We start from the raw sequence: 18,992 nt of genomic DNA on the forward strand, positions 1-18,992 counted from the left end.
ATCCTGAGATCGCCCTGGCTGTCAGGCCAATCGCGTTAGCGTTGACGAACGTCGCGAGCCGACGTAGCGCCGCCCGACTCGCTCCCACCCGCACTCGCACTGCCCGCACCGGTGCGTTGATCGGCAAAGAACGGCTTGGCGGCGATTCGGTCGGACGCCCGCGGCATGTTGACCATTGGTCCCTCCTGAGCATCGACGTACCAGTAGCAATGGCTGACCGCACGGGTGATGCCGACATACGCCAGGCGCAGGATTTCGTCTTTCTGCGCGCTGTCGTACGGTTCGACATCACCGTCCTTGCCCAGTCCCGCCATCCGATAGACCTGGTTCTTGTAGGGCGAACTGGTCAGGTGCTGGCAGTCCCCCAGCAGGAACACCGCATCCGCCTGCAGCCCCTTGGCACTGTGATAGGTCAACTGCTTGAGGCGTCGGGCCTCATACGGCAAGCTAGAATCAACATTAACTACAGATGAAATGTGCTTTTCTATCAATAGCTTATCGCTACTTTTTCGATACAACATTAAGATCGAATCACCCTTCTGGTAGTGCTCCGTGAGGCGCTGGCCCAGCGCGGCCTCGTCACGATCATGGATCTGTACCGGCAGCAACGGCCCCGCCTGCCCGCACGCCTTGGCCTTCTTGCCCGGGATCGCCGGGGCGGCGCGCACGATATGCTCGGCCGCATCAATGATGTACTGGTGGCTACGGTAGTTGTCGCTGAGCATCACCCGGGTGGTGGTGGGTGACGGGAATTGCTGGCTGAACTCCATGAAGTACTTGGGCGAACTGCCGCGCCAGCCGTAGATCGATTGCCAGTCATCACCCACGCACAGCAGCGAAGAACGCTGGGCCCCACGACCGACATGCATGGCCGGCCCGCGGCGACGGATCTCGCCTAGCGTGGCCCGCAACCAGGAGACGATCTGCGGCGAAACGTCCTGGAATTCGTCGATCATCAGGTGCGACATCGGTCGCAGCAGTTCATCGCTGAGCAGCCTGAGGTTTTCCGGCGAGTGTTCGCTGAACAAGGCGAACATGCGGTTGTAGGTCATCACGGGCGGCTTCTGGTCCAGCAGATGATCCTCGAAGGCCCGCCAGAACAGACTCAGTGCCTCGAAGAAAAACCGGTCTGGGTCGTCCTTGGCAAAGGACATCTGCCCCACGGCGGCGGGCACGTCCAGGCCCAGGTTCTCGATAAAGCTGGCGGCGCCGACAAAACAGTCGAGCAACGGCGCACTGGCCAGTTCGCCCTTGACCTTGTAGTCGAACCCGGGACCGGCGCTGGCATCCCCAGCCAGGGTGGCCAGGACCCGCTTTGAAGACTGATAACTATCCAACCAAATCAATGGTTTACGGCAGAAAGCTTGAAACAGGGTGCGCTTTACCGCCCATTCTGCGCGCACCGTGAGCTTGGCGTTGGGGCGGCTCACCTGGGGATTTTCCTGGGGGTCGAAGCCCAACACCACCCAGGCGTCCAAGCTCGGGATGTAGCCGTGACAATGGAAGGTCGCGCCATTGATCTCGAATGCCTGCCGGCTGGGCTCGATGCCCTTGATCGGCCAGGCGCCGGCCCGCAGCCACAGGTCCTCGACGACATCACACAGCTCTTCATCGCGCTTGGCCGCCAGTTCCGTCACCGCCATGCGCTTTTGCACATCCGGGTGGTCGCGCTCCAGCTCCTTGAGCTGTAAAGCGTGCCGCGACAGTGGCGTGATCAACTCACGAAAGCGCAGGTTGTCGGTAAACAGTCGGTGAAAACAGGCGTTGAGTTGTTGGCGCTGGCTGTCGTTGATCCGCAGGTCGAAGGGGTTGCTGTCGACCTGCGTGTCGTCCAGCAGCGTGCGCTCGCTGAGGTTTTCAAAGGCTTGCAGGCGCTCGAAGCCCGGCAGGCTGCGAACCATCGGCAAAATCCGTGAATGGAAGGTGCGCACCAGGTCGCGCGCGTCTTTTTGCGACAGCGCCCGGCCCCACAGGGCGTATAGGGCAATCAGCTTGTTGATGAAGTCCTTGCGCGACTCCCGGGTAAAGGTCACCACGGTCAGGGAGTCCAGCTCGAAGCCCAGGTACTGGGTCAGCAGCACAATGCGCAATGCCAGGGTGCTCGACTTGCCGGCGCCCGCCCCGGCGATCACCGAGGTGGACGGCGTGTCGCTGAAGATCATCTTCCACTGCGCGGCGCTGGGTTGCGCGGCGGCCGGCAGCAGGCGCGCGACATCGGCCTTGACGCGCTTCTTCAGCTCAGCACTCAAGGGCAGCCGCCAGTCGTCGAACAGGTGCTCGTCGACCTTGGGGGCCGGGTGCTCCGTGCAGCGGCTATCGCGAATCAGCAGGACCTGGCGCCCTTCTTCCAACCCCTCGGCCCGCCCTTCCTGGTATCCGTAATCCACCCCGGCGGTATGTCCGCTGCGAAAGCCGTCGGCCTGACCGTGCAACCAGGACGCCCGATGCTGGGCGCGCAAACGGGTCAGTCCATGGCCAAAAAAGCGTGCGGCCAGGCGCTTGAACAACGGCATCTCGGCCAGGGGCAAAAGCTCGGGGGGAAGATCGGGGGTGTGTCGCGGCACGCTGACTCCAGGGTGTGAGGCTGTTGCGGGCTATGGTGTCTGCATTTGCCGATGAGTTCTAGTCAAATGCTTATCCATCATTGGTTTAAGTGATGAAGTGAAGGTGCTGCGCAAGCAAGCGGCCCCCATAAATATCGAACTGATAGATAGGTTTGAAGGAGTTTTTACGCTTTTTATCGATTTATACCTGGTGGAAGATGCACGCCATCAACCACCGGTTCTCGTTGTATGACGAACCTTTCAGGAGACGATCATGCTTGAACTCAGACCCTTCACCTCCCTGGGCGGCGCAAACCACGGCTGGCTCGACGCCCACCATCACTTCTCGTTTGCCGAGTACTACGATCCCACGCGTATGAACTGGGGCAACCTGCGTGTGTGGAACGACGATGTGATCGCGCCGGGCACCGGCTTCCCCAGACACCCGCACCGGGACATGGAAATCATTACCTACGTTCGCGAAGGCGCCATCAGCCACGAAGACAACCTGGGCAACAAGGGCCGTACTGAAGCCGGCGACGTCCAGGTGATGAGTGCCGGGACCGGGATCACCCACAGCGAGTACAACCTGGAGTCGACGGCGACCCGGATCTTCCAGATCTGGATCATCCCCAACGAGGCCGGTTCGGCTCCGTCCTGGGGCGCCAAGCCTTTTCCCAAGGGCCAGCGCGAAGGCTTCGTGACCCTGGCCAGCGGCAAGGCCGGCGATGACCAGAGCCTGCGTATCCGCGCCGATGCACGCTTGGTGGCGGCCAACCTGAAAGCCGGGGAAAGCGCCGAATACGCGCTGGATAACGGCCGCCGGGCGTACCTGGTACCGGCCACGGGGGTCATTGAAGTCAATGGCTTGCGCGCTGAAGCTCGAGACGGTGTGGCGGTTGCCGAGGAGCGGGTATTGCGGGTCACCGCGATCGAGGACAGTGAGATTGTCCTGGTGGACCTGGCCTGACATCTTCCCCGGGGCGGCCTCTGGGCCGACCGGGGTGTTGGATTAGACAGAGTACATATCCATTCTTGCGGTAACGGCCTCCTATGGTTCCGCTTTTACAGCGGCTCACTTTTGGAGGAGCCCAAAAGTAAGCAAAAGGCTCATGCCCCTCCACTTGGCACCTCGCTTGGGCTCGGTGTTCCCTCACTCCGGCTTGAATCCGTGGGCCGCCGCCCCGCGCCATCCCTGGCGCGGGGCGGCTAACCCGGCGTCCTGCCGGGTTGCCCACGGCTTCAAGCCTGCGTTCGGCCAGCGTGGTTAACGGGGCGCCCAGGATCAAAAGCCAGAGCCAGAGCCAGATCAAAAGATGGCTGACTTCGTCAGCGTCTGAGGAACTAGAAGCTACACCGCGCATGCCCCAGCGATCAGGTCGGCTTTCAGGCCGCCTCGCTTTGTTTTTGATCCTGGGCGCCCCGTTGACCACGCTGGCCGGAGTCCGATATTGATTTGGGGGGTAAACCGGCAGGACGCCGGTTTAGCCGCACTGGGCCAGGGATGGCCCAGTGCGGCGGCCCCCCCAAATCAATGTCGGAGTACGGGCATGCCGAGCCTAAGCGAGGCACCGAGTGGTGGGGCAAAAAGCGTTTTGCTTACTTTTGCCTGGGCCGGCATTCCGGCTGTTCAAAAGTGAGCCGCTGTAAAAGCGGAACCATAGGTGGTCGTTACCGCAGAAATGGATATGTACGCGGTCTAATCCAACACCCCAGAGGCCCACAGGTGCAACGTCGCACCACAGCTGTGTAGAAACCTATGCCCACCGCGGGCAAGCCTTGCTCCTACACCACCTGCTCCGCCCGATGGATGTCGAGCATGAAGCGTTCCGCCGGCAACGGGTGGCCGAGCAGGTAGCCTTGCAGCGAATCACACCCCAACTGGGTCAGGAAGTCCTGCTGCATGTCGGTTTCCACGCCTTCGGCAACGATCCGCAGCCCCAATGCCTGGCCCAAAGCAACAATGGCCGAGACGATGGCGGCATCATCACTGTCGCGCTCCAGGTCGCGTACAAAGCCGCGATCGATCTTCAGCTCGTTGGCGGGCAGGCGCTTGAGGTACATCAGGCTCGAATAACCGGTGCCGAAGTCATCGATGGACAGGTCGACCCCCATTTCCGAGAGCTGCTTGAGCACCGTCATGCTCGCGTCGGCGTCGCTCATGGCCGTGGTCTCGGTGATTTCCAGGGTCAGGCTGTTGGCGGGCAGACCGTGGGTGGCCAGGGCCTTGGCGACGCTGTGGACCAACTCGGTGTGGCAGAACTGCAGCGCCGAGAGGTTCACCGCGATGCGCCAGTGGGTGTAGCCCTGCAGGTGCCAGAGGCGCATTTGCCGGCAGGCTTCATTGAGCACCCAGTCGCCGATCGGGATGATCAAGCCGGTTTTTTCTGCCAGTTCAATGAACTTGTCCGGCAGTAGCATGCCCTGGGTCGGGTGTTCCCAGCGCAGCAGCGCTTCTGCACCCACCGGTTGACCGTTGCTGGCGTCGAACTTGGGCTGGTAGTGCAGGCGGAACTGATCCTGTTCAACCGCGTTGCGCAAATCCTGCAGTAACTGCAACTGGCGCCGCGCATCGTTGTTCATCGACACATCGAAGAACCGGTAGCCGTTCTTGCCGGCACCCTTGGCGTGGTACATCGCCGCGTCGGCGTTCATCAGCAGTTCTTGCGCGGTGTGGCCGTTGCCGGGATAGACCGCGATGCCGATGCTGGCCGAGATCTGCAGATCGTGCTCGCCCACGCGGAATACCCGGGAAATCAGGCCCACCTGGCGGGCTGCCAGGCGCAGCGCATCGTCCGGCTCGTGCAATTGCACCAGCAACACGAACTCGTCACCACCAATCCGCGCCAGGGTGTCCTGGCTGCGCAAGTCCTCGCGCAGGCGCACGCTGACCTCGCGCAGCAACTGGTCGCCCATGTGATGCCCGAAGGCATCGTTGACCGGTTTGAAACCGTCCAGGTCGATAAACATCAGGGCAAAACAGCCGTTCTGTTCCTGCACCATGAGCATGGCCTGGTCGATGCGGTCGGCCAGCAACACCCGGTTGGGCAGCCCGGTCAGGGTGTCATGCAGCGCCAGTTGGGTCAGTTCGCGGTTGGCCAGGGTCAAGGAGTTGGCCAGCTCCGCGGTGCGTGCCTCAAGGCGCGCATCGAGAATCGAGGTCAGCAAGGCAATGCTCAGCACCGCCAACGTGGTCACCAGCACCAGATTGTCCAGGCCCTTGCCGCTCAACCCATCGATTGCCGCACCGCAGAAGCTGCCGTCGGCAAATCGCGCGGCCGCCATCCCGGTGTAGTGCATGCCGACTATTGCCAAGCCCATGACCACCGCCGCCCCGCCCCGGGCAAAGCGCACGTAGGGGGTGTTCTGGCGCAGGCGGAAAGCGATCCACAGCGCCGCCGCCGAGGCCCCCACCGCGATCAGCAGGGAGGCGCCGAACAGGCTCGGGTCATAGTCGATGCCCGGGGTCATGCGCATGGCGGCCATGCCGGTGTAATGCATGGCGCTGATGCCTGCCCCCATGACCAAGGCGCCAAACCCCAACTGCCAGGCCGGCAACTGGGGCTGGCTGACCAGCCACAGGGCAAAACCGCTGGAAAGAATGGCGATCAGCAGCGACAAGGCCGTGATGCCGAAGTCATAGCCCAGATCGATGGGCAAGCTGAACGCGAGCATGCCGATAAAGTGCATGGACCAGACCCCGACCCCCATGGCCAGGGCGCCGCCGACGGTCCACAGGTGGGCCGCCCGGCCCTTGGTCGTAGCGATACGCCCGGCCATGTCGAGGGCGGTGTAGGAAGCCAAAATTGCCACGCAGAGCGAAATCAGGACCAGCGCAGGGGAATAGTTACCGATGAGCATCAGACTTCTCGACTATGCCCTGGCTAAAGCGTCCGTGCACGCTGGGCGAAAAGTGGCGATTGTACTGATTCCAAAGGCGAAAGCACCTGCAAAGTAATCAAAAGGCCACTAGCTAGACGGAAAGACTGTAACAAGAACAACAAAGCCCTTTCAGGGGCAGGGTCATTGGCTTTCGGCAGCCATCAACTGCCCGTCCCAACCGCCGCCCAACGCCGCAATCAACTGCACACTGGCGATCAGTCGGCTCTGCTGCAAGGTCAGCACACTGCGCTCATTGTTCAAGGCCGTGGCCTGTACCACCACCACATCGAGGTAGGCGATCAAGCCGGCCTTGTACTGGTTCTGGATCAGGCGCAATGACTCCCGGGCGGCATCCAGCGCCTGCTGGCGCACCAAGGCTTCATCACCCAGGACCTTGAGCTGGACCAGGTAATTTTCCACCTCGCGCAAACCGTCGAGTACGGTCTGCCGGTACTTGGCCACGGTCTGGTCATACAGCGCCTCGTTGCGATCGACTTCGGCAGAACGCTGGCCGCCGTCGAACAAAGGCAGGTTGAGCTGCGGCCCCACCGACCAGAACCGGTTGGGCAAGCTGATCAGGTCGGCGGAGGTACTGCTGCTGTAACCACCGGAGAGGCTCAGGGTCAGGTCCGGGTAGTAGGCGGCCTTGGCCACGCCGATATTGGCGTTGGCGGCAATCACCGAGCGTTCGGCCGAGGCGATATCCGGACGGCGCTCGAGCAATTGCGAAGGCAGGCTCAGCGGCACTTCGGGCAACGCCGGGATGTCCTGGGTCTCGGCCAGGGTGAATTCAGCGGGCGCCTGGCCCATCAGCACGGCGATGGCGTTCTCGAACTGCGCACGCTGCCAGATCAGGTCGATCATGTCGGCCTGGGTGCTTTTGAGCTGGGTCTGGGCCTGGGCCACCGCGTCCTTGCCGGAGACCCCGGCACGGTACTGGTTTTCGGTCATCTTCAGCGAACGCTGGTAGTTTTCCACGGTGGCCTGCAGCAGGCGCCGTTGCTGGTCGATGACCCGCAATTGCAGGTAGTTCTGCACCAGTTCCGACTGCTGGCTCAGGCGCATGGCCGCCAGGTCCGCGAAGCTCGCTTCGGCGCTGGCCTCGTTGGCCTCCAGGCTGCGGCGCAGCTTGCCCCAGATGTCCGCTTCCCAGCTCACCCCCAACTGCGTGTTGTAGGTGTTGCGGATGCCGCTGCTGGAACTGCTCAAGGATGAACTGCTGCTCCCCGTGCCCTGGCTGGAGCGGGTTTTTCCGGCGCTCAGGTCAACCGTGGGGTAGAACGCGCCGCGTGCGCTGGCGACCAGGGCCTGGGCCTGACGGTACTGGGCCTCGGACTGGGCGACGGTCTGGTTGGAGCTGTTGAGTTTTTCCACCAGGCCATTGAGCTGCTGATCGCCATACAACTCCCACCAGGCGCCACGGGCCAGGGAATCGCTCGGATTGGCCTGGCGCCAGCCCTGGGCATGCTTGTACTGGGCCGGCTCCGCGACGCTGGGGCGCTGATAGTCCGGGCCGACGGCGCAGGCGCTGAGCATCAGGGCGCAGAGGGAAAGGCTCAACAACCGCGAGCCACGGGCCGTCACCAGGCGCAGGGGCGACGGGCAGTCGCGGTTGAGTGGGTAACGGTCAGTCATAGCGCGGTTTCCAGAGCAGCATCGGTACGAACCCCACGCCAGCGGTTGACCCGGTGGCGCAAACGGTCGAGATAGAGGTAGACCACCGGGGTGGTATAGAGCGTCAGCACCTGGCTGAAAATCAGCCCGCCAATGATGGTCAGGCCCAGCGGCTGGCGCATTTCCGCGCCTTCGGCACTGCTGAGCAACAAGGGCAAGGCGCCGAGGATGGCCGCCAGGGTGGTCATCAGGATCGGTCGCAAGCGCAACAGGCAGGCGCTGCGGATCGACTCCAGCGGCGCCAGGCCCTGGTGGCGTTCGAGTTGCAGCGCCAGGTCGATCATCAGGATGGCGTTTTTCTTGACCACGCCAATCAGCAAAAACAGCCCCAACAGCGAAATCAGGCTGAATTCGCCCCCCAGCACATAGATCGACAGCAAAGCGCCGACCCCGGCCGACGGTAGCGTGGAAAGAATGGTCAGCGGGTGCACATAACTTTCATACAGCACCCCAAGCACCAGGTAGACCGCCAGCAAGGCGCCGAGGATCATCCACGGCTGGCTCTTCTGGGTCGCGGCAAAGGCGTCGGCGGTGCCGGCCATCTTGGCAATCACTTCCTCCGGCAGGCCGAGCTTGGCAATGGCCCGTTCGATCGCGGCCCCACCCTGCTCCACCGTCACGCCTTCGGCCATGTCAAAGGAGATGCTCTCGGAAGCAAACTGCCCTTCGTGGCTGACGCGGTCGTTTTCCAGGCTGTTTTCGTAGTGGGCAATGGCCGACAGCGGAATCCGCGCGCCGGTCGAGGTGATCACTTGCACCTGATTGAGGGTGATCGGGTCCTGGGCGTACTTGGGATTGACCTCCATTACCACCTGGTACTGGTTGAGGCTGTCGTAGATGGTGGAAATCTGCCGCTGACTGTAGGCGTTGTTGAGCACCGAGGTGACCATGGCCATGTCGATGCCCAGGCGCTTGGCCTGGTCGCGGTCGACCACCAGCGTCACTTGCGCCGCACCACTGCCCTCGCGGGCGTCGATGGCGGTGAGTTCTGGCAGAGCCTTGAGCGCCGTCACCACTTTGGGGTACCACTCACGCAGCGCCGACAGGTCACCGCTTTGCAGGATGTAGCTGTATTGCGAGGACTGCTGCTCGCGGCCGCCGCCAAACTGCAGGTCCTGGTCGGCCATCAGCATCAGCTGCGCGCCGGCCACCTTGGGCATTTCCTTGCGCAGGCGCTCGATGACTTTCTGCGCCGACAGATCACGCTCCTTGATCGGCTTTAGGCGCACCAGCATGAAGGCGTTGTTGGTTCCATTGCTGCCGCCGATGAAGCCGGCGACGCTTTCCACCGCGTCGTCCTTGAGCACCGCACGGCGGAAGATCTCCATTTTCGGCTGCATCACGCTGAACGACAGCCCGTCGTCGCCGCGCACAAAACCGATCAACTGGCCGGTGTCCTGCTGCGGCAGGAAGGTCTTGGGCACCACCACGTACAGCGCGACGTTGACGCCAATGGTGATGAACAGGCTGAACAGGGTCAGGCGCGGATGGCGCAGCACCCAGTCCAGGCTGCTGGCGTAGTACTTGACCATCCAGTCGTTGGCCTTGCGGCTGCCGCGCTGCAGGCGGTTTTCCTGGCCTGGGGTGTGGGGTTTCAACCAGCGGGCGCAGAGCATCGGGGTCAGGGTCAAGGACACCACCAGCGAGACCACGATCGAGGCGGCCAGGGTGATGGAGAACTCGCGGAACAGGCTCTCGATGATCCCACCCATGAACAGGATCGAGAGGAACACCGCCACCAGCGAGACGTTCATCGACAACAGGGTGAAGCCGACCTCCTTGGCCCCCAGGTACGCCGCCTTCATCGGGGCGATGCCATCGTCGATGTGCCGGGAAATGTTCTCCAGTACCACGATGGCGTCATCCACCACCAGCCCGGTGGCCAGGATCAACGCCATCAGCGACAGGTTGTTCAGGGAAAAGCCATACAGGTACATCACCGCAAAGGTGCCGACCAGCGACACCGGGACCGCCAGGGTCGGGATCAGCGAGGCGCGGAAGTTACCCAGGAACAGGAACACCACCAGGATCACCAGGGCCACGGCAATCAGCAGGGTCATTTCCGCTTCATGCAGGGTGGCCTTGATCACCGGCGAACGGTCCATTGCCAGGTTCAGCTTGACGCTGGCCGGCAGCACCGCCTGCAAGGCCGGCAACTGCGCCTTGATCTCGTTGACCGTCTCGATGATGTTGGCGCCGGCCTGGCGGTTGATCACCAGCAGCACCGCCGAATCGTCGTTGAAGAAACCGCTGTTGTAGCGGTCCTCAACGCCGTCGCTGACCTTGGCCACGTCGCTGAGGCGCAACGCCGAGCCGTTCTGGTAGCGGATGATCAGCGACTCGTAATCCTTGGCCTTCTCCAACTGGTCGTTGGCCTGCACCTGCCACATGCGCTGGTCGTCTTCGATCGAGCCTTTGGGCCGGCGCACGTTGGCGTTGGCGATGGTGTTGCGCACGTCATCCAGGGCCACGCCATATTGGTTGAGCAACTGCGGCTCGAGCTCGATGCGCACCGCCGGCAAGGAACTGCCACCGATCTGCACTTCGCCCACGCCCGGCACCTGGGACAGGCTCTGCGAGAGGATGGTCGAGGCCAGGTCATACAACTGACCCTTTTCCAGCACGTCGGAGGTCAGCGACAGCACCATGATCGGCGCCTGGGACGGGTTGACCTTCTTGTAGGTGGGCATGCTGCGCATGCCGCTGGGCAGCAAGTTGCGCGAGGCGTTGATCGCCGCCTGCACTTCCCGCGCCGCGCCATTGATGTCGCGGTCCAGGTCAAATTGCAGGATCACCCGGGTCGAGCCCTGGCTGGAGCGGCTGCTCATGGTGTTGACCCCGGCGATGGCGCCGAACGAGCGCTCCAGCGGGGTGGCCACGGTGGAGGCCATGACCTCGGGGCTGGCGCCCGGCAGGCTCGCCTGGACGACGATCACCGGGAAGTCCATTTGCGGCAGTGGCGACACAGGCAGCAGGCCGAAGCTGACGCCGCCCAGAAGCATGATCGCCAGACTCAGCAGCATCGTGGCGACCGGTCGCTTGATGAAAGGTCCGGACAGGTTCATGGCTGTTCTACCGGCTCCAGGCGCTCAGGTGCAGGCCGCCAGCGCCGCCCAAGGCGGTCGAAATACAGGTAGATCACCGGCGTGGTGAACAGGGTCAGGACCTGGCTGACCAACAGCCCGCCGACCATCACCAGGCCCAGGGGCTGGCGCAGTTCCGCACCGGAACCGGTGGCCAGCATCAGCGGCACCGCACCAAACAGCGCGGCCAGCGTGGTCATCAGGATCGGTCGGAAGCGCAGCAACGCCGCCTGATAGATCGCCGTCGCCGGGTCCATGCCCTGGTTGCGCTCGGCCTCGAGGGCGAAGTCGATCATCATGATTGCGTTTTTCTTGACGATACCGATCAGCAGGATGATGCCGATGATCGCGATCATCCCCAGGTCATTGCCACTCAAGAGCAACGCCAGCAAGGCCCCGACCGCCGCCGAGGGCAAGGTCGACAGAATGGTGATCGGGTGGATGTAACTCTCGTAGAGCACGCCAAGCACGATGTACATGGTCACCACGGCCGCCAGGATCAGCAGCAAGGTACTCGACAACGAAGCCTGGAACGCCTGGGCCGCGCCCTGGAACTGGCTCTGCACGCCCAGTGGCATGCCGATGTCCTTCTGCACCTGTTCGATCAGCTCCACCGCCTGCCCCAGCGCCACGCCAGGCGCCAGGTTGAACGACATCATCACCGCCGGGAACTGGCCGATATGGGCGATCGACAGCTGGGCCTGGCGCTCCTCGATGCGCGCCAGGCTGGACAGCCGTACCTGGCCGCCGTCGGTGGTCTTGACGTGGATCTGCTCCAGCGCCTGCGGACCGATCTTCTCGCCGTCCTTGGCCTGCAGCACCACGCGGTACTGGCTGGCCTGGGTGTAGATGGTGGAGATCTGCCGCTGGCCGAAGGCGTCGTACAGGGCATCGGTGATGTTGGCCACCGACACGCCAATGCGCGACGCCGCGTCACGGTCGATCACCAGGTACACCTGCAGGCCCTTGTCCTGCAGGTCGCTGGCAACGTCGGTCAGCTCCGGCCGGTGGCTCAGGGCGTCGACCAGACGGCCGCTCCACAGGCTGAGCAATTCGGCATCCGGCGACGACATGCTGAACTGGTACTGGGTGCGACTGACCCGGTCTTCGATGGTCAGGTCCTGCACCGGCTGCATGAACAGGCGAATGCCCACCAGCTTGTCCAGTTGTGGCTGCAAGCGGTTGATCACCTGGGCTGCGCTGAGGTCACGCTCCTTGTGTGGCTTGAGGTTGATCAGCAGCCGGCCGCTGTTGAGGGTGGCGTTGTCGCCGTCCACGCCGATGTAGGACGACAGGCTTTGTACCGCCGGGTCTTGCAGGATGATCTTGGCCAGTTCCTGCTGGCGCTGGCTCATGGCAGCGAAGGAAATCGACTGCGGCGCCTCGGAAATCCCCTGGATCACCCCGGTGTCCTGCACCGGGAAGAAGCCCTTGGGCACGATCATGTAGAGGAACACGGTGAGGGCCAGGGTCCCGATGGCCACCATCAGGGTCAATGGCTGGTGCTTGAGCACCCACTGCAACTTGCGCCCGTAGGCGGCGATCATCCAGTCGATACACGCGCCACTGGCACGATAGAAACGGCTCTGCTCTTCAGGCTTGGGCTCGGGCTTGAGCAAGCGTGCGCACATCATCGGCGTCAGGGTCAGGGACACCACCAGGGAAATCAGGATCGCCACCGCCAGGGTGATGGCGAACTCGCGGAACAGCCGCCCGACCACGTCGGCCATGAACAGCAGCGGAATCAGCACCGCGATCAGCGACAGGGTCAGGGAGATCAGGGTGAAACCGATCTGCTTCGCGCCCTTGAGTGCCGCCTGCAGCGGGCTGTCGCCCTCCTCGATGTAGCGCGAGATGTTCTCCAGCATGACGATCGCATCGTCCACCACAAAGCCGGTGGCGATGGTCAGGGCCATCAGGGTCAGGTTGTTGACCGAGAAACCGGCCAGGTACATCACCCCGAAGGTGCCGATCAACGACAGGGGCACGGCAATCGAAGGGATGATGGTGGCGCTGACGCGACGCAGGAACAGGAACGTCACCATCACCACCAGGGCGATAGCGATCAGCAACTCGTGCTGCACGTCGGTGACGGAGGCGCGAATGGTCTGGGTGCGGTCGGTCAGCACCGTGACATCCAGCCCGGCTGGCAGGTTGTCGGTGATGCTCGGCAGCAGCGCCTTGATCCGGTCAACCACCTCGATCACGTTGGCCCCCGGCTGACGCTGGATGTTGAGCAGCACCGCCTGGTTTTCGTTGGCCCAGGCCGCAAGGCGCTCGTTCTCGGCGCCATCGACGATCTGTGCAACGTCCTTGAGCCGCAACGGCGCGCCGTTGTTGTAGGCGAGGATCAGCTCGGCGTAGTCCTTGGGCGAGGTCAACTGATCGTTGGCGTCGAGCATCGACACCCGGATCGGGCCGTCGAAGTTGCCCTTGGGCTGGTTGACGTTGGAAGCGGCGATCAGGGTGCGCACATCCGACAGGTTCAGGCCGTTGGCCGCCAGGGCCTCGGGGTTGACCTTGATCCGCACCGCCTGGCGTTGCCCACCGGCGATGCTGACCATGCCGACGCCGCTGATCTGGGCGATTTTCTGCGCCATGCGCGTATCGACCAGGTCATTGAGCTTGGGCAGCAGCATGGTCTTGGAGGTGATCGCCAGGGTCAGCACCGGGGTATCGGCCGGGTTGACCTTGTTGTACACCGGCGGCGCCGGCAGATCGTTGGGCAGCAGGTTGCTGGCGGCGTTGATCGCGGCCTGCACCTGTTGCTCGGCGACGTCCATATTGATGTCGAGGTTGAAACGCAGGGTCAGCACCGACGCGCCGCCGGAGCTGGTCGAGGCCATCTGGGTCAGGCCGGGCATCTGCCCGAATTGTCGTTCCAGGGGCGCGGTGACCGCACTGGTCATTACATCCGGGCTGGCGCCGGGGTACAGGGTCATGACCCGGATGGTCGGATAATCGACCTGGGGCAGTGCCGAGACCGGCAGCAAGCGATAGGCGATCAGGCCGGCCAGGACGATGGCCAGCATACTCAGGGTGGTCGCGACCGGACGCAGGATGAACAGGCGGGAGATGTTCATGCGCCGCCCTTATGCGCCTTGCCATCGGCCTCTGGTGCAGGTGCGGCATCGCTCGCCTGGCTGTGCAGGTTGTCGGCCGGCGCGGCCGGGACCTCGATGCTGTCGTTGACCACCTCCACCTCGCTGCCCTCTTTGAGGCGGTCGGTGCCTTCCAGCACCACCCGGTCGCCCGGTTTGAGGCCTTCCTTGATCACGGTGTTGTCGCCGTCGGTGGCGCCGATTTTGAGCGGGCGAATGGTGACCTTCTTGTCGCCATCCAGGGCGTAGACAAACGTGCCGTTGGTGCCGAACTGAATGGCCGCCGAAGGTGCCAGGATGACTCCCTTGAGGGTGTCGGCGAGCAGGCGCACGTTGACAAACTGGTTGGGGAACAGCGCCTGGTCACGGTTGTCGTAGCGCGCCTTGAACTTCAAGGTGCCGGTGGTGGTGTCGATCTGGTTGTCCAGGCTCTGCAGCACCCCGGTGGCCTGCAGCTGGGTGTCGCCACGGTCCCAGGCTTCGACCGGCAGCTTGGCCCCGGAGCGGTAGCGGGCCAGCACGACGTCGAGGCTGTTTTCCGGCAAGGTGAAGGCCACGCTGATCGGTTGGGTCTGGGTGATGATCGCCAGGGCTGTGGTGTCGTTGGCCGCCACCAGGTTGCCGACGTCCAGTTGGCGCAGGCCGACACGCCCGGTGATTGGCGCGCGGATCCGGGTGAATTCCAGGTTGAGCTTGGCGTCATTGACCGCCGCCTGATTGGTCTTGACCGTACCCTGGTACTGGCCCACCAGCGCCGCGGCGGTATCCAGGGTCTGCTTGGCGATGCTGTCCTCGGCGTACAGGCCGCGGTAGCGCTCCAGGTCAACCAGGGCGTTTTTCAATTGGGCCTGGTTCTGCAGCAGGGTCCCTTCGGCCTGGAGCAAGGCGTTCTGGTAGGGACGCGGGTCGATCTCGGCAAGCAGGTCGCCGGCCTTGACCATCTGCCCTTCTTCGAAGGCGATCTTCACCAGCTCACCGCCAACCCGGCTGCGCACATTAATCGTGTTGAGCGCGGTGACCGTGCCCAGGGCCTTGTAGTACAGCGGGAAATCGCCGAGTACCGCCGGAGCCACCCGCACCGGGACCGCCCCCGCTGCGCCGCCGAAACCCGGGCGCATGCCACCTGCCCTGCCGGTATGGCCGGCCGTCGCCTTGGACGCCGAGGCATCCTTGCTGGCGGAGCTGCTGGGCCAGAATTTCCAGCACAGGCCGCCAACGAGCAACAGGACCAGCAGGCCGAACAGCCAGCGACGAGAATTACGGGAAGCGGAGGATTGCATGGAGTGATCAACCATTGGGCGCGTGGGCATCTTTATACGGGAGGCTGAAAGATAAGCACTAGAGGCCTTTTAGCAAAGCGCCTTTACCGGCAATTTACCTTCAGCTGACTTTTGCGAGTGTTTGCTAAATGACTGAAGCACAAATGAAAACGGCCTGGACAGTGCCAGGCCGTGAATAATTGTAAAGCCTGTTACTTGAGAACGGCCAACGCTGCTGCGTAGTTAGGCTCTTCGGCGATTTCTTTCACCAGTTCGCTGTGCAGCACGTTGTCGTTTTCGTCCAGGACCACCACGGCACGGGCAGTCAGGCCCTTGAGTGGACCGTCGGCAATTGCTACGCCGTAGTTTTCGATGAACTCGGCACCACGCAGGGTGGACAGGTTCTGTACGTTTTCCAGGCCTTCGGCGCCGCAGAAACGTGCCTGGGCGAATGGCAGGTCAGCCGAGATGCACAGCACCACGGTGTTGGCCACGTCATTGGCCTGGGCGTTGAAGGTGCGCACGGAGGTCGCGCAGGTCGGGGTGTCGACGCTTGGGAAGATGTTCAGCACTTTACGTTTGCCGGCGAAGTCCGCCAGGGTCACGTCCGACAGGTTGCCGGCAACCAGGGAAAAGGCTGGCGCCTTGGAACCGGCTTGTGGCAGTTGACCGTTGACCTGGACCGGGTTGCCTTTGAGAGTGACTTGAGCCATGAACAGTATCCTTATAAATGCAGTGGTTAAGAACTATCGTCTGATGTTGCGAGGAGCCAAAGTTAACCACGAATGCGCCGGTGAGCCTACCCCGGCAAGCTGTCAGGCAATTCCTCGCACTGACCGCGAAGTACGCCCCTGGAATGGGTACGACTTGCGGTCTCTGCATCGGCAATGAAAATCCGGCCCACCCCGCGCGCAGAGCGTTCCCTAGCAGTTCTGCCAGTAGACAACGCTGGCGCCAACGCTGAACCTAAAGACCCATGATTATAAGCACCGAGGGTTTAGCGTCATGCATTCAGACCGGGCCTTCGTACTCTGCCACTACCGTTACGACCCACTGGACCGACTCGTCGCTACCTCACCGTCCGGTCGGTCACCGCTGCAACGTTTTTACTGCAAGACGCGACTGGCCACGCAAATCCAAGGGCTACTGTGGCACACGGTGGTTCAGCACGACGACCAATTGCTGGCGCAACAACAGCGCAACGGGGAGCACGTGGCAGCAACATTGCTGGCCACCGATCGGCAACGTTCGGTGCTACATGCGCTTAGCAGCGATACACATCATCCCATCGCCTATGCACCCTATGGTCATCACCCCGCCGAAAGCGGATTGTTGAGCCTGCTCGGGTTCAATGGTGAACGGCGGGATCCGGTAACCGGGCACTACCTGCTAGGGAATGGATACCGGGCGTTTAATCCAGTGTTGATGCGATTTAATAGCCCGGACAGTTGGAGTCCATTTGGAGAGGGAGGATTTAATACTTATTCATATTGCTCCTGCAATCCTATAAACCTACAAGACCCCTCGGGGCATGCCCCCGGATCTTTTCTAGCGTACTTATTCAAATATTTTCCACTACCACAGCCATCAGCACCAACGATCAACAACAACACGGGGCTACCGGCACTTGTAAAAAGAACCCAAGCAGATCCTGCCAGAGAAATGTTTAAAAAATCCATCCAGCACATGAGCGACCCACGGCTTCCCGCACAAAATATAAAATTGATAAACGATGCAGAGAATCTGTTTAATAGTCAGAGTCTCAGGTATTCGCTGACCCCTGGCCGAATGCAAAGCGCAGAAGAATCAAGAAGACACTTCAATTATTTCAATAACAATGCAGAGGCATTTCAATTCAAAGGTGGCATCCCCCAAGTAGGGGAGCCAATTTTACTACCCAATGGTGGAGACACTTATCTGTACACCAAGCACTTCGACAGCGCGGTAAGTCATTACACCCATCAAATGATGTCGTCGACCGATTCAACCATAAAAAAAATCAACCTTATCAGTCTTCATCGAACGGTACTTAATCGAGCGGAATACATCACAACACACACGACAGAATTGAATGTTTTACGTCTCCGCCGCCCAAGAGCCAGATCGCCCGTTAGGTAGTAGTTAGACTACGTCCTCATCAACGAGTTAAGCCACCGCCCCACTCCATACCTCGATGAACGCCAACGATGTCCAGCGCACTCACCTGAAAGCAGCAAAACACAAGCTCCGCAATTCAAGCAATCCTTGGCTACGCTGCAGCACAGGGCTGTAACCGCTAGCGCGACGCACTCATCGACCTTACGCGCCTTGAACCCCGGTCACGATAAGGACTTTTCATGACGCACTTCGCCGGCCCGGGCAAGAGGTTCATGGGCCTGGTGCACCATACCGATGCAAAGCGTGAATGGGCCTACGACCGGCAGTCGAACATCGGTCGCCTGGACAAGGCCCTGGATGAAGCCAACAAACGCGGCTGGAGTGTCGTCGACATGAGCACCGAATGGAGCCGAATCTACCCGTTCGACACCAGCACACCGGAGCAAAAGAAGTAAGCAGGACCTATGTCCAGGCGACCGTACGCCGGCCCTTGCAGGATGTGGGGGTGAGTTCGGCAGCGAACCACCTCGGTCACCAATCGCCAGGGTCTGCAGCAGCTTGTCGGCCGTGGGATGGGGGAGCGAGCCGACTCGCTCCCCTCCAGGAACTTACTTGGCCTTGAGCTTGATGTACGACTGGCCCAGGTCGTGGGCCCAGCCATCGACCACGTTTTTCACGTCGTTGGCGGTCATGACTTGCGAGTCGTTTTCCAGCGGTCTGCCGGTGCCCTTGCGGACCACCTGGGCGATCACCTTGTTGTTGCCGCCGTCGAGGAACACGGCTTCGGTCGCCAGGTCGGTTTCCTGATCGCGAATACCGGTTGCGGTGCTGACGGCCGCTGCCACCAGGGCAATCGGGATCACTTCGTAGGCTTTCAAGCCTTCGGTCTGGCTGCTGACGGCGGTGATCGCCGCACGCACTACCATGACACCCGGGCCCGGGGCGTTGGCCAATGGCAGGTTTTTGCCCAGCTCACGCTTGAGCGCCTGGTCGTAGTAGCGGGTGATACCTGACAGCGTGCTTTGCGGGATTTTCACCGTCGGCTTGGGCTGCGGATAGAACTGGGTGGGTTCGACATAGACACTGGAGTACTTGTTGATATCGAGCTTGGGGTCGACCCAGCGCAGCACGTCTACGCCCGACGGCGACTTGGCCTCCTTGAGCTGGCTGTAGTCCTTGAGAAACCCGGAATAGTCTTCCGGCTTGGTGATCGTGCTGGAGCACCCCACTACCCCAAGGGAGGCAATGCACAGCGTACTCATCATGAGGGCAAGCTTCATTCGGTAACTCCTGTCAGAAGGACGACAACGGCACTGGCAAACGGAGTAACAGTTATAGCCAAAAGTTAAGACG

The 18,992-nt window shown here is 61.9% G+C and carries 9 protein-coding genes and 2 pseudogenes; 3 read left to right on the forward strand and 8 right to left on the reverse strand.

Going from position 1 to position 18,992, the window contains the following annotated elements:
• Positions 1-107 precede the first annotated feature (107 nt).
• Positions 108-2,564, reverse strand: a pseudogene (locus Q1W70_RS24120) (UvrD-helicase domain-containing protein); the annotation flags it as partial.
• A gap of 253 nt (positions 2,565-2,817) precedes the next feature.
• Here Q1W70_RS24120 and Q1W70_RS24125 point away from each other — a divergent pair.
• Positions 2,818-3,513 (forward strand): pirin family protein, encoded by a 696-nt coding sequence (locus tag Q1W70_RS24125; protein WP_166592601.1) that lies wholly within the window; start codon positions 2,818-2,820, stop codon positions 3,511-3,513.
• 815 nt (positions 3,514-4,328) lie between these two features.
• On the opposite strand, the gene Q1W70_RS24130 is transcribed toward Q1W70_RS24125, so the two are convergent.
• The 6 genes from Q1W70_RS24130 to tpx all read right to left on the reverse strand — a co-directional run bounded on the left by Q1W70_RS24130 (position 4,329) and on the right by tpx (position 16,255).
• Complete coding sequence (locus tag Q1W70_RS24130) at positions 4,329-6,404, reverse strand: putative bifunctional diguanylate cyclase/phosphodiesterase (protein WP_302098161.1); 2,076 nt, start codon at positions 6,402-6,404, stop codon at positions 4,329-4,331.
• Between the two features lie 162 nt (positions 6,405-6,566).
• The gene (locus Q1W70_RS24135; RefSeq protein ID WP_302098163.1) at positions 6,567-8,060 is read right to left on the reverse strand and encodes an efflux transporter outer membrane subunit; all 1,494 of its coding nucleotides are present in this window, start codon (positions 8,058-8,060) and stop codon (positions 6,567-6,569) included.
• Complete coding sequence (locus Q1W70_RS24140) at positions 8,057-11,164, reverse strand: efflux RND transporter permease subunit (RefSeq protein WP_166592814.1); 3,108 nt, start codon at positions 11,162-11,164, stop codon at positions 8,057-8,059. Before Q1W70_RS24140 ends, Q1W70_RS24135 begins: the two co-directional genes overlap by 4 nt.
• A complete protein-coding gene (locus tag Q1W70_RS24145; RefSeq protein WP_166592815.1) occupies positions 11,161-14,265 on the reverse strand; it encodes an MdtB/MuxB family multidrug efflux RND transporter permease subunit in 3,105 nt (1,034 codons plus the stop codon). Before Q1W70_RS24145 ends, Q1W70_RS24140 begins: the two co-directional genes overlap by 4 nt.
• Positions 14,262-15,578, reverse strand: a complete 1,317-nt coding sequence (locus tag Q1W70_RS24150; protein ID WP_182344708.1) for an MdtA/MuxA family multidrug efflux RND transporter periplasmic adaptor subunit — start codon at positions 15,576-15,578, stop codon at positions 14,262-14,264. Before Q1W70_RS24150 ends, Q1W70_RS24145 begins: the two co-directional genes overlap by 4 nt.
• Positions 15,579-15,754: 176 nt before the next feature.
• Positions 15,755-16,255, reverse strand: coding sequence for a thiol peroxidase (gene tpx / locus Q1W70_RS24155; RefSeq protein WP_166592817.1), 501 nt, complete (start codon positions 16,253-16,255; stop codon positions 15,755-15,757).
• A gap of 247 nt (positions 16,256-16,502) precedes the next feature.
• Between tpx and Q1W70_RS24160 the strand changes: the two genes are divergently transcribed.
• Entirely contained in the window at positions 16,503-17,660 is a 1,158-nt protein-coding gene (locus Q1W70_RS24160) for an RHS repeat-associated core domain-containing protein (protein ID WP_495675377.1), read from the forward strand.
• Positions 17,661-17,890: 230 nt separating this feature from the next.
• Positions 17,891-18,094: pseudogene (locus Q1W70_RS24165) on the forward strand (haloacid dehalogenase-like hydrolase); the annotation flags it as partial.
• A 153-nt stretch (positions 18,095-18,247) separates the two neighbouring features.
• On the opposite strand, the gene Q1W70_RS24170 reads toward Q1W70_RS24165, so the two are convergent.
• Positions 18,248-18,919 (reverse strand): DUF3313 domain-containing protein, encoded by a 672-nt coding sequence (locus tag Q1W70_RS24170; RefSeq protein WP_166592819.1) that lies wholly within the window; start codon positions 18,917-18,919, stop codon positions 18,248-18,250.
• Positions 18,920-18,992: the final 73 nt, after the last annotated feature.

The organism is Pseudomonas kielensis, from assembly GCF_030505375.1.
Lineage (GTDB): Bacteria > Pseudomonadota > Gammaproteobacteria > Pseudomonadales > Pseudomonadaceae > Aquipseudomonas > Aquipseudomonas kielensis.